This window comes from Yinghuangia sp. YIM S09857 (genome assembly GCF_051388915.1).
GTDB lineage: Bacteria > Actinomycetota > Actinomycetes > Streptomycetales > Streptomycetaceae > Yinghuangia.
In genome coordinates this window covers 40,680-53,640 of sequence record NZ_JBPKBH010000022.1, presented here as the reverse complement: position 1 = coordinate 53,640, position 12,961 = coordinate 40,680, and the positions used below count along the sequence as shown (strand labels likewise).

Genomic DNA, 12,961 nt, shown 5'->3' with positions numbered 1-12,961 from the left:
GGGTCGGGGCCGGCCCGATTCGGCGGCTCGGGGATCGGCGGCGTCATCGCTCCCCCACCACGACCCGGTCGCCCTCTGCCAGCGGCAGGCCGTCCGACGCCGTCACCGCGACGAAGCCGGTGGCGGCGAGGCCGAGGGTCACGGAGACCGGGGTCACGGCCCCGTCCGCGCGTTCGACCTTGACGCGGGCCTGGCCGTCCGCGCCGGTGAACACCGCGGCCACGGGCACCGCGAGCACGGGTGTGCCGGTCGAGCCGACCTCGACGGTGACCTTGACCGACTGTCCGGCGCGGGCCATGAGCGCGGCGGTGTCGTCGGGGACGATGCGGACGGCGGAGGGCATGCCGGAAGGAACCGAAGTACCAGCAGTTCCACCGGAGTTCGCAGAACCGCCCTCCCCCTTGCCGTCGTCGTCCGGGGCGCCGGTCCCGCCGGGTGCCCCGGCGCCCTGCTCACCCTCCGGGGCGGGTTCGGCGTCCTTGCCCACCGCGTCCACCTTGCCCGGAAGTGATTCGCCGGAGTCGAGTTCGAGGCGCACCGGCATTCCGGGGCGCAGGAGTTGGGCGTCGACTCCGGGCACGGTCGTCTGGACGCGTACGCCCGTCCCGGTCACCTTGGCCACCTGCCCCGACGGGGTGTCGCCGGGCCGGACCGCGACCTGGTCGACGCGGACCGGCAACGCGGAAAGGAAGACGAGTTCGCCCGCCGGGAGCGAAACCCCGTACGTGGCCTGGAAGTCGGCGAGGTTCTGCCGGGCGTAGCCGAGCGCCTTGTCGGCGTTGGTCACCCGGCCCTGCAACGACTTGACGTCCGGCGGCGGCGCGGGCGCGGCGCCGCCGGGCTTTCCGGACGCCGACGGCTCAGGTGCGCCCGGGGTGCCCGAAGACGGTCCGCCGCCAGGGGACTTGGCGGCCTGGAGTTCCGCCTTCGCGGTGGCCAGCGCCTCGTTCGCGGTCTGCACGGCCATTTCCAGGGCCGCGAGTTGCTGCCGCTCGGCGGTGCCCGGCTCCTTAGCCTCGTAGCCGCGGGCGCGGTACCAGCGCTTGAGGGCGGCGGCGGTTCCGGAGGTGAAGGCGTCCGCGGTGGTCCCGGGGTCGAAGCCGATGCGCTTCAGGGCCTCGTTGAGCTGCCTGACGTCGGCGCCCTTCGTGCCGGGGCCCAGCGTGCGGTACATCGGGACGACGCCGCGCAGCACGAACACCGGCCGCCCGGACACCTCCATGAACACCGAGCCTTCCTCGACGGACGCGCCGACCGCCGGGGCGCGCGTCACCTTCTGCACGCCGCCGCCCGACTCCGCGGACCCCGCGCCGCTCGGCGCTGCGACCGCCCCCGACAACCCGACCGGCACCGGCGACTCGAACTCGACCGTCCCGTGCGCCACAACGCCGTTCGTCAGGATCCGGGACTCGACCGGCACGGTGATGAGCGAGGCCGGCGGCGGCTTGCGCGCCGCGGCCGCCTCAGCCGGGGACTGCACCTGCTGCCCCGCGTACCAGCCCCCGGCGCCCGCCAGCGCGACGACGCCGAGCACGGCCGCAAGTGCGCGCCTCGCGCGGTTCATCCAAGCCCCTCGGCACCGGGCGCCTTGTCCAGCTTGGGGAAGTACGCCGCGCGGAAGTCCTTGCCGCAGTCGATGTCGGCGGTCGCCGCCTTGATCTCCTGGGTGAGCTGCGTGCGTGCGACCGCCGGGTCCATCAGGGGCCGGCTGGGGCCTGGGCGGCCTTCGGGCGGCTGCGGCGTCATGGCCGCGGCCTTGCCGAACCACTCCATGCGCAGCGCGTTGCGCACCTCGGTGACCGAGGTCGAGGTGACCGGGTAGCCCTTGCTGCGCAGGCAGGTCGCGTACGCCTGGGCCAGGCGCACGAGTTCGGCGTCGCCGTTGAGGTTCTGCCGGGCGATGCGGGCCTGTTCGGACGCGGCCTCGTCCCTCGCCTTGATCTCGTCCTGTGTGCCGTAGACCTTCTTCTGCGCCTCGCCCGAGCATCCGCCGAGCTGCCCGCCGGCCATCTTCGCGCGCTCGGCGTTGCCGAACAGGGCGATGTTGTACGCCGGTTTGCGGTCGGCGGGCAGGGCCTCGAACGCGGCGGTGTTGGGATCGTCGGACGTGGTGGGCACGTTCACGGCGGGGTCGCCCGGATAGGCGGCGGGGGCGAAGGCGCCGAAGCCGTACTTCACGCGGAACGCGCGTGCGGCGTCGTAGTTGCGCTCGAAGCCGTCCTGGAACTGCGGGGCACCGGCCGGGGCGATGTAGGCGACGTACGTGAACCCGGCCTTTTTCATGCACGCGGCCACGGCGTTGGCGAACTCGTACTGCTGCTTCTCCGACTCCGAGGCCCCCGCGGGCGGGGCGAGCGGGGCGTCGCCGCCCTGCGGCCGGTCGGACGTACCGCCGCCGGCGCCCCCGGGGTTCTGCTGCGAACCCCCTTGGGACGCACCGGAGTCGGACGACTTGCCGGAGTCCGACGCGCAGCCGGTGGCCAGGGCGGCTCCGGCGAGTACCGCGAGGGCGAGTCGAGTGAGGGGACGAACACGACGAATCATCATCAACCTTGCTGTCGATGGCATGGGGGTATCGCGCCCGGTGGCTGCGGGGGCGGCCGGGCTGCGCGTGCGGGCGGGCGGTGCGGGCGGGCGGTGCGTGCTGGTTCTGCGTGCGGGCTGTGGCTACGGGTTGTCCGGGCGGCTCCGCTTGCGCGGCCCGGCTGTGTGTTCCGGGCGCGCGGGCCGTACGGTCGGCGTTCGGATCAGGTCGAACTCGGCCCGGTGGTCCCGGCGGTCGGCGGCTCGGACGTCGCCACGTCGTCCACGGACCATGCCGGCGGCGGGGTGACCGGAGCCCCCTGCGACGGCATCGGCACGCGTTCCATGGCCCGCGCGACGGCCGGGTCCGCGACGACGGCTGCCATCACGGCCTCGTCCAGGACGAGGGTCTCGGACTCGGACGCTCCGGTCGGCGGCTCCCACATCATCGCGCGGAACACCTCGTCGTCCGGGCCCAGCCGCACCGCGCCGGCGCGCCCGGACTTGCCGGCCTCCTCGATGGGCCGCAGGTAGTAGGACCAGATCTGCGAACCGTCCTCGGCGAGGGGCCGCTTCTTGCACGCGGGCTTGTCCTTGTCGTCGAATCCGGCGTCCGTGTCGCCCTGGAGTAGGGCGGCGCAGGAGTTGTCGACCTCGGTGGCGTTCGGCATCGCGCCGCTCATCAGGCCGCCGGACATGACGAGCGCGCCCGCGCGTCCGTCCCGGTCGCGCAGGGTGATGCTGACGATTTTCGTCAACGGGCCGGCTGACTCGGGACGCACGGTCCAGGGCTTCGGGTCGATTACCACGCCGTGCGGCCTCAGGTGGCGCTCCAGCGCCGCGGCGAGTGCCTCGACCGGGGTGAGCGAACCCCCGGACGCGGTGCCGACGGTGCGGCCCGGCGCGCTCGCCGGACCCGCGTCGGTGTCCCCGCCGAGGTACGCGACGCCGCCGACCACCCCGCCGAGGACCAGCGCGGCGGACGCCGACAGGGCGACGAGGATGTTCGTGCGCCGCCTGCGCCGCAGACGCGTGCCCTCGGCCATCGCCGGACCGAGCAGGTCCGGCATGCCGGGCTCGGCGAACCGCAGGTCGGCCACGGCCCGGGCCAGCACCGGCCGGAGGTCCTCGTCGGCGTACGGGTGCTCGGGTCGCTCCGGATCGAATCGCTCCGGGTCGGGGCGCTGGGGGCGGTTCACCGGCTTCCCTCCGTTCGTGTGCGGGCGGCGCCGCCCACGCCCAGAAGGGCGGCGAACCCGGTGCCGTCGTCCAGGGTCAGGCGCCGCCGCAGCGAGGCCAGGCCGCGCGAGGTCTGGCTCTTGACGGTGCCGGTCGTGCAGCCGAGCGCCGCCGCGGTCTCCTCGACGCTCAGGTCCTCCCAGAAGCGCAGCACGATGACCGCCCGGCTGCGCGGCGGCAGCAGGGCCACCGCGTCCAGGAGCGTCATGCGCAGCTCGCTGTCGACGCCCGGCGCGGGGGTCTCGGGGATGTCGTCGCCGGGGTATTCGCGGCGGTAGCCGCGGCGGGTCTCGTCGACGAACGTGCGGTACAGCACGCGCCGGGCGTACGCGTCGCGCGTGTCGCCGTCGTGCACGCGGTGCCAGGCGGCGTACATCTTGGCGAGGGTGGTCTGTGTCAGGTCCTCGGCGAGGTGCCAGTCACGGCACAGCAGGTAGGCCGACCGGCGCAGATGCGCCTGCCGGGCCAGCGCCCAGTCGCGGAAGTCCGCGTCGAGCTCGGCCTGCCGTGTTCGTCTCCAGTGCCGCACGTTGAGTAGTACGGCCCGGGTCCGGTGTCCGGTTGTCAGCGAGGATGGTGTGAACCACGTCACATGGTGGACTCGCGTGTCAGCCGCCAGTGCTGTGGCCGGGAAGGTTTGCCGGTTCCCGGTGTCCGGTGCCGTGCAACGCAAGGCGCGGGCCCGAAGCTCGTACTCGGTCGTACTCGGTCGTACTCGCAAGGGACCGCAACGCCGCGAGGCGGGGTGCCGGGCGCAGAGAGCCGGTGAACCTTTCCGGTCACGGCACCAGTTGTGCGGACACCTCGCGCGCGACCGCGGCGAGCCTGCGGCCGATGTCGGCGACGCGGCGGCCGTCCGTGCGCGCGCCGAACCCGTGCAGCGCGATCACGAGCGCCACTTCGCCGGACGGCTCCAGGACGCCCGCGCCGATGCGGCCCACTCGGTAATCGCGGTCGGGGTCGATCTCGTGGATCGGGTCCTGGTCGGGGTCGCCCAACTCGGCGGCGATCTCCTCCAGCAGGGTGCGCAACCGGGCGGCCGACGGATCGCGCGCCTCGGCGGGCCCGCCGCCGGCCGCGAAGCGGTCGCCCAGGTGTTCGTCGAGGCGGGCGAGGGCCTGACCGAGTTCCGTCTCGACGCGGGTGACCAGCTCGACCGCGTAGCCGCGCTCACGGGCCGCCTTGACCGCCAGTTCGTGGCGGTCGCGCTTGTCCGGGTCGGTGGTGACGCCGTCCAGCCAGCGGCGCAGCGTCTGCTCGTCGGCCCAGCTCACGTACCCGACGCCGAGGGGTGGGGCGATCGGGATCTGGTCGCCGACGCGGACGTGCGGGCCGTGCTCCGAAGGGCCGCGCTCGACCTCGGCGACGGTGACGTGGAACTCGCCCGGGGTCAGCGCGATGCAGGTGAGGCCCAGCTCGTCGCGCAGGCTGCGCATGCCGGGGCGGGCCAGGTCGACCACGCCGAGACCGCGGGCGGCGGCCCTGCCGACGGCGATGAGGGCCGGGCCGAGGCGGTACGTGCGGCGTACCGGGTGGCGGACCAGCCAGCCCAGCTCGGCCAGGCTGACCAGCATCGGGTGGCAGGTCGCGGGGGCCACCGCGAGGTGCCGGGCGATCTCGGACAGCGTCAGGCCCTCGTCGGGGCGGGCCGCGATGGCGTCGACCAGGGAGACGAGGCGTTCGGTCTGCGGGGAGGGGCGTGCCACGGTGCGACCGTACTCCTCCGTGATCTTTTTGCATAGTGCGAATATTGACTCGCAATGTGCGCAGACGTACGGTCCCCGCAGCGAGCACGGTTCTGACGCGTGCTCAGATCCCGGGCGCGGGAAGGGGCTTCCGCATGGCTGACAGGCACGACACCTACGACCTCAAGATCGTCGACGCCGTCATCGTCGACGGCACCGGCGCGGACCGGTTCCGCGGCGACATCGGCGTCAAGGACGGCCTGATCGTGGCCGTGCACCGCCGCGACGGCGGCGAACCGGCGCTCGGCGGCGACGCGGCCGAGGTGATCGACGCGGCCGGGCAGATCGTCACCCCGGGCTTCGTGGACATCCACACCCACTTCGACGGCCAGGCCACCTGGGACGAAGTCCTCGACCCGTCCACCTCGCACGGCGTCACCACCGTGGTCTCCGGCAACTGCGGCGTGGGCTTCGCGCCGGTGCGGCCGGGCAGCGAGGACTGGCTGATCGGCCTCATGGAAGGCGTCGAGGACATCCCCGGCACCGCGCTCATCGAGGGCATGACGTGGGGCTGGGAGACCTTCCCCGAGTACCTCGACGTCCTCGAACAGCGCCGCTTCGCCGCTGACATCGGCGTGCAGGTCGCGCACGGCGCGGTCCGGGCGTACGCGATGGGCGACCGCGGCGCGCGCAACGAGCCCGCCACCGCCGAGGACATCGCCGCGATGGCCGCGATCGTCACGGAGGCCGTGCGGGCGGGCGCACTCGGGTTCTCGACGTCGCGCACCGTCGCGCACCGCGCGATGGGCGGCGAGCCGGTGCCCGGCACGTTCGCCTCGGAGGAGGAGCTGTTCGGCCTGGGCCGCGCGATGGCCGAGGGCGGCCGGGCCGTCTTCGAGCTGGCCCCGACCGGGTCGTCCGGCGAGGACATCGTGGCGCCGCACGCCGAGGTCGCGTGGATGAAGCGGCTTGCCGAGGAGATCGGCATGCCGGTGTCCTTCGCGCTGCTCCAGGTGATGGCCGCGCCGGAGCTTTGGCGGGACCTGATGAGCGAGTCGATGAAGGCCATCGAGGCCGGCATCCCCCTCTACCCGCAGGTCGCCGGCCGCCCGTTCGGCATGCTCACCGGGTTCACCACGCGCAACGCGTTCAGCAAGCGCCCGACCTTCCAGGCCCTGGACGCGCGCCGCGCCGCCGGCGAACTGACCCTTGCGGAGTTCGCCGCGGCCCTCGCCGAGCCGGCCACCCGGGCGGCGATCCTGGCCGAGGACGACCTGCCGTCCGACCCGACCATCCCGGGCGACCAGGTCAACCTGGCCCTGCAACGCCTCGTCGGCATGATGTACCCGATGGCGGCGGTGCCCGACTACGAGCCCACCCCCGACCGCACGGTCACCGCGATCGCTGAGGCGCGCGGCGAGGACGTCCTGGCCGTCATGTACGACCTGATGCTCGAAGACGAGGGGCGGGCCATGCTGACCGTCCCGCTGTTCAACTACGCGGGCGGCGACCACGAGGCGATCCGCGAGATGCTCACCCACCCGGCCAGCGTCTTCGGTCTCGCGGACGGCGGCGCGCACTGCGCGATGATCTGCGACGCGTCACAGCCGACGTACCTCCTCACCCACTGGGCGCGGGACCGCGACCGGGGCGAGAAGCTGCCGCTCGAATTCGTCATCAAGAAGCAGACCGCCGACACCGCGGCGCTGTACGGGCTCGGCGACCGGGGCGTCATCGAGCCGGGCAAGCGCGCCGACCTCAACGTCATCGACCTGGACAACCTGACGCTGCACCGGCCGCGCATGGTCCACGACCTCCCGGCCGGCGGCGGGCGCATGCTCCAGGCCGCCACCGGCTACACCGCGACAATCGTCGCCGGACAGGTCACCCGGCGGAACGGCGAGGACACGGGGGCGCGCCCGGGGCGGCTGATCCGCGGAGCGCGCTGAGCGGGGCTCCGGTCGGGATGTGAGTGACGGCGGGGGCCGCCGCCTGCGGGGTGGGGCGGCGGCCTTCGTCGGTACGACGGGGTCCGCGGGGCGGGATCATCCGGACGCGGATATTCGGTCGCCGTTACTCGGACGCGGCCGTCAGCCGCCCGTCGCGTACCGCGTCCAGCAGTGCCCGGTGGTCGCGCTCGTTCTGGTCCGCGTAACTCTCCGCGAACCGGACGAGCGCGCGGTCGAACACGTCACCCTTGCCCAGGTAGGCGGCGATGGCGATGCGGTCGCCCGAGCGGGCGTGGGCGCGCGCGAGGGTCGCGCCGCACAGCTCGCCGAACAGCGCCATGCCGCGCGGCACCATCTCCGTCGGGTCGACGATGCCCTTCCAGTCGCGCAACTGGCGTACGTAGAAGTCGCGTTCCACACCGTCGGGAGCGTGGACCCGGTCCCAGCCGAGGAAGATGTCGCTGGCCGCCTGCATGAGCCGCTGCCCGGCGACCACGCGCTGCCCCTCGCTCGCGTAGCGGTTGGCCCCGGCGTGCGGGGCGAGCACCGATTCGCCGGCCTCCTTGGCCTGGAGGAACAGCGGGTCCTCGCCGTCCCGGCCGAGCATGAGGACGATCCAGCAGCGAGTGCCGACGCTGCCGACGCCCACCACTTTGCGGGCCATGTCCGCGACGGCGAACTGCCTGAGCAGGTACTGCCGGTCGGTCTGCAAGCTCTCGGCGTAGCTGGAGATGAGCTCGCGGATCGTCCGCACGAGGCGGTCGCGCTCGACGCCCGGGAGCAGGTCGTCCACCCGGATGACCAGGGGCGGGGACGCGGCGATGCGCCGCTCGCCGTCGACCACCTCGGTCATCGTCTCGAACGCCTGGAGGTTGGTGCGGGTGCGGGCCTTGGAGAGCGTGCGGTCGACGAGCTTGCGGCCGCGCCCGGGCAGGCGGCCCGCCATCATGGCGTTGAGCTGGTCGGCGTCGGCCTTGGCGTACCAGACGTCGAGATTGCCCATGCCGGCGAAGGCGCGCATCCGCTCGCGGTACGAACGCACCGTCGCGCCGACGATCCTCGCGCGCTCGGCTTCGGTGAAGCCGTTCTCGCGGGCTGCGGTCACCATGCTCGCGGCCAGGCGCTTGACGTCCCACTCCCAGGGGCCGGGCAGCGTCTCGTCGAAGTCGTTGATGTCGAAGAGGAGATGGCGTTCGGGCGAGGCGAGGAGGCGGAAGTTGAGCATGTGCGCGTCGCCGCAGAGCTGGGCGTACAGGCCTGTGACCGGGGTCTTCGCCAGGTCCTCGGCCATGACGGCGGCGGCACCGCGGTAGAAGCGGAACGGCGACTCCGACATCCGGCTGTAGCGGATCGGCACCAGGTCCGCGACCCGGTCGGCGGACTGCCGCTCGATGATCGCGATGGGGTCGGTGCGGTCGGTCGGCGGGTCGAAGTCCCCGTGCGACGAACGCGGCGCGCGGGCCCGTGCGGCCCGTCCGCGATCGGCCCGCTCCCGGGGCGACAGTCTCGTGTGGTCGTGCCCGGCACCACCCGCGACGGCATCCATGCGCGGCGCCTCCCGTCCATCTCCCCGAGTCGCGATCTTGCCTCCACTCTCCCCCGAGGGGGCGGAGACCGCCCGACGAGACGCGCGGGCCGGGGGACGTCGGGACTCCGCCGGGAGCGCGTCGCGGGGTGAGCACCTCACGCTCAGCACAACCCACCCCCACCACCGCGCACACCGCAGCGCGCCCCCCACCCCCGACAAGCTCAGCCCGGCTCGCCCCTTACGGGCCGCGGCGCGAACACCTCACAGTCAGCACAACCCACCCCCGCCGCCCCACCACCTCGCACACCGCAGCGCGAAACAGCACTCGCCCCCGGCAACCTCAGCTCCGCTCGCCCCTTACGGGCCGCGGGGTGAGCACCTCACACTCAGCACAATCCGCCCCCGCCCCACCACCTCGCACACCGCGGTGCGAACAGCACTTCGCCCCGACAACACTCAGATCCGCTCGACCGCCTCGCGCGCGTCGCGGGGGGGGGTGGTGGGGACACGGCGGCGGGATGGTTGCGGATGCCCGGACGAAATGCTTGCCTGAAGTACGACGCGACGGCCGCTGGACGCGGCCCGACTGTGTGGGGCACGCTTCGGGGCTCCGTACGACCTCGCACAGCCTTCCCGGGTGAACCAAGTCCATTCTGGCCCGCCCGCGGTCCCGGTATCTACGTCCAAGACCATCGGCTTTGACCTGCGGCGATCCGCACCATTGAGGCCATGCGCCTTCTCCCGGACAACCTGTTTCCCGTCGGTTCCCCGCTTGCCCTCCCGGACACCCTGGTTGATCGGATCCCGCAAGGCCGGGCGTGGCTGCGCGGCCTCGCCCTCAATCCCACCGCCCCCGGCGCGGTGCGGCGTCGGCTGGCCGCCTGCGACCCGGCGGTGGCCGCTTCGTTCCCCGAACAGGCGGTCTCGATAAGGGACTTGCTTGACCTCGCCGCAACGAGGTCAGACCGCGACACCCGCGGCGCGGCGCTGCTGACCTCCGTACCGCCGGAGGACCTCGACGACGCGCTCGACCGTACCGGCGCCGTGGAGGTGCGCTTCCGGTACGCGATGGACGAGGAGACCCGCACGGACACCGAGAAGTGGCTGCGCGGCGAGAAGATCCTCAAGTGGCGCAAGGGGCGGCTCGTGTCGGAGGAGCCGACGCGCTGGTCGGCCACTGCCCGCCGTACGGCCGTCTTGCAGGAGATGTACGCGACCTCGGGCATCCGCGACTGGCGACGCATCGCCGAACACCCGTGGTTCGTCTCGCACATCGGTCTCGCCCGCTTCGCCGACCACAAGTACGCCTTCACCCGTTTGGCCGCCGCCGAGGACCCCGCCGTCCCCGGCCCGGTCCTCGCGGGACTGCTCACCGACCCGAGCCCGACACTGCGCTGGTGGGCGCGGCGCGACCCGCGCCTTCCCTGGCCGTACCTGCGTCCGCTGCTCGACCACCACCCCGAAGACGCCGCCGCAAACCCCGGCCTGCCGGTCGAGGTGATGCACCGGCTGCTGGACATCGTCGGCGTGCGGGAGGCTTGACCCGGGGCCCCGTACCGCCTCAGCAGGCCGGCACGATCCGGGTGACATCGGCGGTAGTGAGCACCCAGCCGTCCGACACGTAGCCGGTGCGGCCGTCCGGGATCACGACCTTGTTCCACGTCTGCGTGGTGCGTCCGGTGAACGACACGACGCTCGGACCGGTGGTGTGGCAGACCAGCGTGACGGGCGTGTTGTTGGGCAGCGAGGCCACCAGATCAGCGCGCTGGGTCGGCGCGCTGCGGACCATGAGGGTGTATTGCTTCGCGTACGCGATACGGGCGTTCGCCACCACCGGCTCCGCGGGCGGCGGCGCGGGTGGCGGGGGCGGCGCGGCGGTGCTCGGCTGCGTCTCTGGTTGCGTCTCCGGCTCCGGATTCGCCGTTGAACTCGCCGGCGGATCCGTCGAGTTGGGAGGATCCGTCGGCTGCGGGGCCGGAGTCGGCGTCGTCTGGATCTCCGCCGAGGGACCCGCTGCCGCAACAAGAGCCGGTTCGTTCGGGGGCGGTAGTGGCGCGGACGCCCCGTTCGCGGAAGGAGGTTCGGAACGGGCGGGCGACTTGGACCCCTCACCCACCATCACGTCGGCGGCGATCCAGCCGACGATCGCGAGGACGACGAACGTCAGCGCCGCCCCCGTCCGCGACCCGGTCGCGCGGAGTATTCGCGTCGCCGTACGCCGCCGCCAGGCACGCAGTCGATCGGGATCACCACCACGCCCCCGGTGGCGCCCCCGCCCGAGGATGTCCACGGCCACCTCCCCCAGACCCAGTCCCTTCCATAGTCCCCCACGCCCACCCCTGTTCCAACGGCGCAAACGGGGCGCATACCGGCATCATCACCTCGGACGCGAAACGCCCGGTTGCCCCGCCGCCCACCAGCCCCAACCGCCACCCCCCGAACCGGCCCGACACCGATGAGTTCGGCCGCCCACGCCGGTCCTACCTTGCAACGCCAGCTCCCACAAAGGACGGACCAATGATCATCGTCGCCGGCTCTCTCACCGTCGACCCGCAAGACCGGGACGCCTACCTGACCGAGTGCGCGGAGGTAGTGACCCTGGCCCGCACAGCCCCCGGCTGCCTCGACTTCTCCCTCAGCCCGGACCCGACCGCCCCCGAACGCATCATCATCTTCGAACGCTGGGAGACCCCGTCAGCCGCCGAGTCCTTCCGCGACACCGGCCCCACCCCCACCCAACGCACCAAAATCCGAGCCGCGTCGGTCACCGAGTACGAAGTGACAACCACCCGCCAACTAACCTGACAGAACCGGCATTCGACACCTCACGATCATGTAGTCCTCCGGCCCGAAGCCACGCGGATGCGGTGCACGTCCTCGGCACAGCCCCACGAGAGCGTCGTCGACGTGGACGGGGACGTCCCAGCCGACGCCGAGGCCGGCGAGCAACGAGGCTTATGGCGCGATCGCGCAGCCCGGTTTCCAGCGCTGGGGCGCATCTACCAGATGACGACTCCACCCCCGACGCTCTGCGCCCGCTCAGCAGCCTCCTCGATGTTCCGAAGCCGCTCCGCGATCTGCCACACGTACTCCCGATGCGACCTCCCCAAGTCGGCATCAGGAGCGAAAAGTTCGAGATTGCTCCGGACCAGGAAGCACTCGTCCAGAAAGTCCGCCACCTGGTCCGGCGCCACCGTGAGGTCACCACTGGCAAGGATCGGGAAGAACCTCGCGCCCAGAGAGCGCACAACCTCGGACCCCCATACGGAGGTACGCCAGCGCTCAAAGCCCGCGAGGTCGGAGCTGCCTGCCGGAACGCCCAGCAGGACCACCTTGTGGTCCTCGCCGACGAGGAAGACATCCACCGACAAGCTCATGGACCCAGCCGATCACGGCTGCGATTCACGGTCCACCAGGTTCGTGCCCGTCCCGCGAACTGGCCCTCGGAGGAAGGAACGTCCCGCGCGGTGGACAGGACGTCCATCGCGCCCATCCAAGGTGCGACCTGTGGGGGTCGATGCTTGCCCGTGGCGGGCTTCGTGCCGATATGCATGAGGTCGACTCGGCTGACCGCGACGCGATCGCCGCGATCTGGCTGCCCAGCTTCAACCGGCATCGATCTTGCAAGCGCCACCCCTGCGGGTGAACTTCCCGCACACATCGACGTCCACCCGATCCCGCACAACCCCGCCAAGGGCGAACCCGGCGACTGGCACATCGACTTCAGGTTCGTCTTCCGCACCACCGGTGACGTCGGCGGGCTCCAGACCGAGGAAGTGGACGAAGCGTTCTGGCGCAGTCCAGGCAACCTCCTTGACCACGAGCTCGTCCGCCACATCACCGCGGCGCTGCACTGACGTACCTCCGGGGCGGCCGGCCCATGCGGTGTGCGCACGGACCAGTCCAGTGCGGCAGTCTTGTCAGCCCGACACTTCACAACCCGCGTGCCGCCGTTGAACAACTCTTGATTCAAAGGCAGTTCAGCAGGTCGATCACGGGCAAGTCGGGGTCATCTTCAGCCGCCGGTCGTAGGCGCG

At 72.3% G+C, this 12,961-nt stretch carries 12 protein-coding genes; 4 read left to right on the top strand and 8 right to left on the bottom strand.

All coding sequences use genetic code 11. The annotated features are described in order from the left end of the window. Positions 1–43 precede the first annotated feature (43 nt). From ACRX5S_RS33560 to ACRX5S_RS33540, 5 genes are all read right to left on the bottom strand, one after another. Positions 44–1,564, bottom strand: coding sequence for an HlyD family efflux transporter periplasmic adaptor subunit (locus ACRX5S_RS33560; RefSeq protein ID WP_436776972.1), 1,521 nt, complete (start codon positions 1,562–1,564; stop codon positions 44–46). Further along, positions 1,561–2,547 (bottom strand): hypothetical protein, encoded by a 987-nt coding sequence (locus tag ACRX5S_RS33555; protein ID WP_436776971.1) that lies wholly within the window; start codon positions 2,545–2,547, stop codon positions 1,561–1,563. The genes ACRX5S_RS33560 and ACRX5S_RS33555 overlap by 4 nt, the downstream gene beginning before the upstream one ends. Before the next feature lie 200 nt (positions 2,548–2,747). Further along, positions 2,748–3,722 carry a hypothetical protein gene (locus tag ACRX5S_RS33550; RefSeq protein ID WP_436776970.1) on the bottom strand — a complete coding sequence of 325 codons (975 nt, stop codon included), beginning with the start codon at positions 3,720–3,722 and terminating at the stop codon, positions 2,748–2,750. Continuing rightward, positions 3,719–4,291 carry a SigE family RNA polymerase sigma factor gene (locus tag ACRX5S_RS33545; protein ID WP_436776969.1) on the bottom strand — a complete coding sequence of 191 codons (573 nt, stop codon included), beginning with the start codon at positions 4,289–4,291 and terminating at the stop codon, positions 3,719–3,721. The genes ACRX5S_RS33550 and ACRX5S_RS33545 overlap by 4 nt, the downstream gene beginning before the upstream one ends. A gap of 250 nt (positions 4,292–4,541) precedes the next feature. After that, positions 4,542–5,468 (bottom strand): IclR family transcriptional regulator, encoded by a 927-nt coding sequence (locus ACRX5S_RS33540; protein WP_436776968.1) that lies wholly within the window; start codon positions 5,466–5,468, stop codon positions 4,542–4,544. A gap of 134 nt (positions 5,469–5,602) precedes the next feature. On the opposite strand from ACRX5S_RS33540, the gene ACRX5S_RS33535 reads away from it, so the two are divergent. Next, positions 5,603–7,396: an N-acyl-D-amino-acid deacylase family protein gene (locus ACRX5S_RS33535; RefSeq protein ID WP_436776967.1), complete on the top strand. Its 1,794-nt coding sequence runs from the start codon at positions 5,603–5,605 to the stop codon at positions 7,394–7,396. 124 nt (positions 7,397–7,520) lie between these two features. Here the strand turns inward: ACRX5S_RS33535 and ACRX5S_RS33530 are convergent, their stop codons facing one another. Further along, positions 7,521–8,942, bottom strand: a complete 1,422-nt coding sequence (locus tag ACRX5S_RS33530; RefSeq protein WP_436776966.1) for a DUF2252 domain-containing protein — start codon at positions 8,940–8,942, stop codon at positions 7,521–7,523. Between the two features lie 711 nt (positions 8,943–9,653). Between ACRX5S_RS33530 and ACRX5S_RS33525 the strand changes: the two genes are divergently transcribed. Then, positions 9,654–10,466 (top strand): hypothetical protein, encoded by an 813-nt coding sequence (locus ACRX5S_RS33525; protein WP_436776965.1) that lies wholly within the window; start codon positions 9,654–9,656, stop codon positions 10,464–10,466. Positions 10,467–10,485: 19 nt separating this feature from the next. On the opposite strand, the gene ACRX5S_RS33520 is transcribed toward ACRX5S_RS33525, so the two are convergent. After that, positions 10,486–11,214 (bottom strand): SH3 domain-containing protein, encoded by a 729-nt coding sequence (locus ACRX5S_RS33520; protein ID WP_436776964.1) that lies wholly within the window; start codon positions 11,212–11,214, stop codon positions 10,486–10,488. Positions 11,215–11,441: 227 nt separating this feature from the next. On the opposite strand from ACRX5S_RS33520, the gene ACRX5S_RS33515 reads away from it, so the two are divergent. After that, entirely contained in the window at positions 11,442–11,729 is a 288-nt protein-coding gene (locus ACRX5S_RS33515; protein ID WP_436776963.1) for a putative quinol monooxygenase, read from the top strand. A 194-nt stretch (positions 11,730–11,923) separates the two neighbouring features. Here the strand turns inward: ACRX5S_RS33515 and ACRX5S_RS33510 are convergent, their stop codons facing one another. Further along, the gene (locus tag ACRX5S_RS33510) at positions 11,924–12,301 is read right to left on the bottom strand and encodes a hypothetical protein (RefSeq protein ID WP_436776962.1); all 378 of its coding nucleotides are present in this window, start codon (positions 12,299–12,301) and stop codon (positions 11,924–11,926) included. A gap of 150 nt (positions 12,302–12,451) precedes the next feature. On the opposite strand from ACRX5S_RS33510, the gene ACRX5S_RS33505 reads away from it, so the two are divergent. Then, positions 12,452–12,781 carry a hypothetical protein gene (locus ACRX5S_RS33505; protein WP_436776961.1) on the top strand — a complete coding sequence of 110 codons (330 nt, stop codon included), beginning with the start codon at positions 12,452–12,454 and terminating at the stop codon, positions 12,779–12,781. The last annotated feature ends 180 nt before the right edge of the window (positions 12,782–12,961 follow it).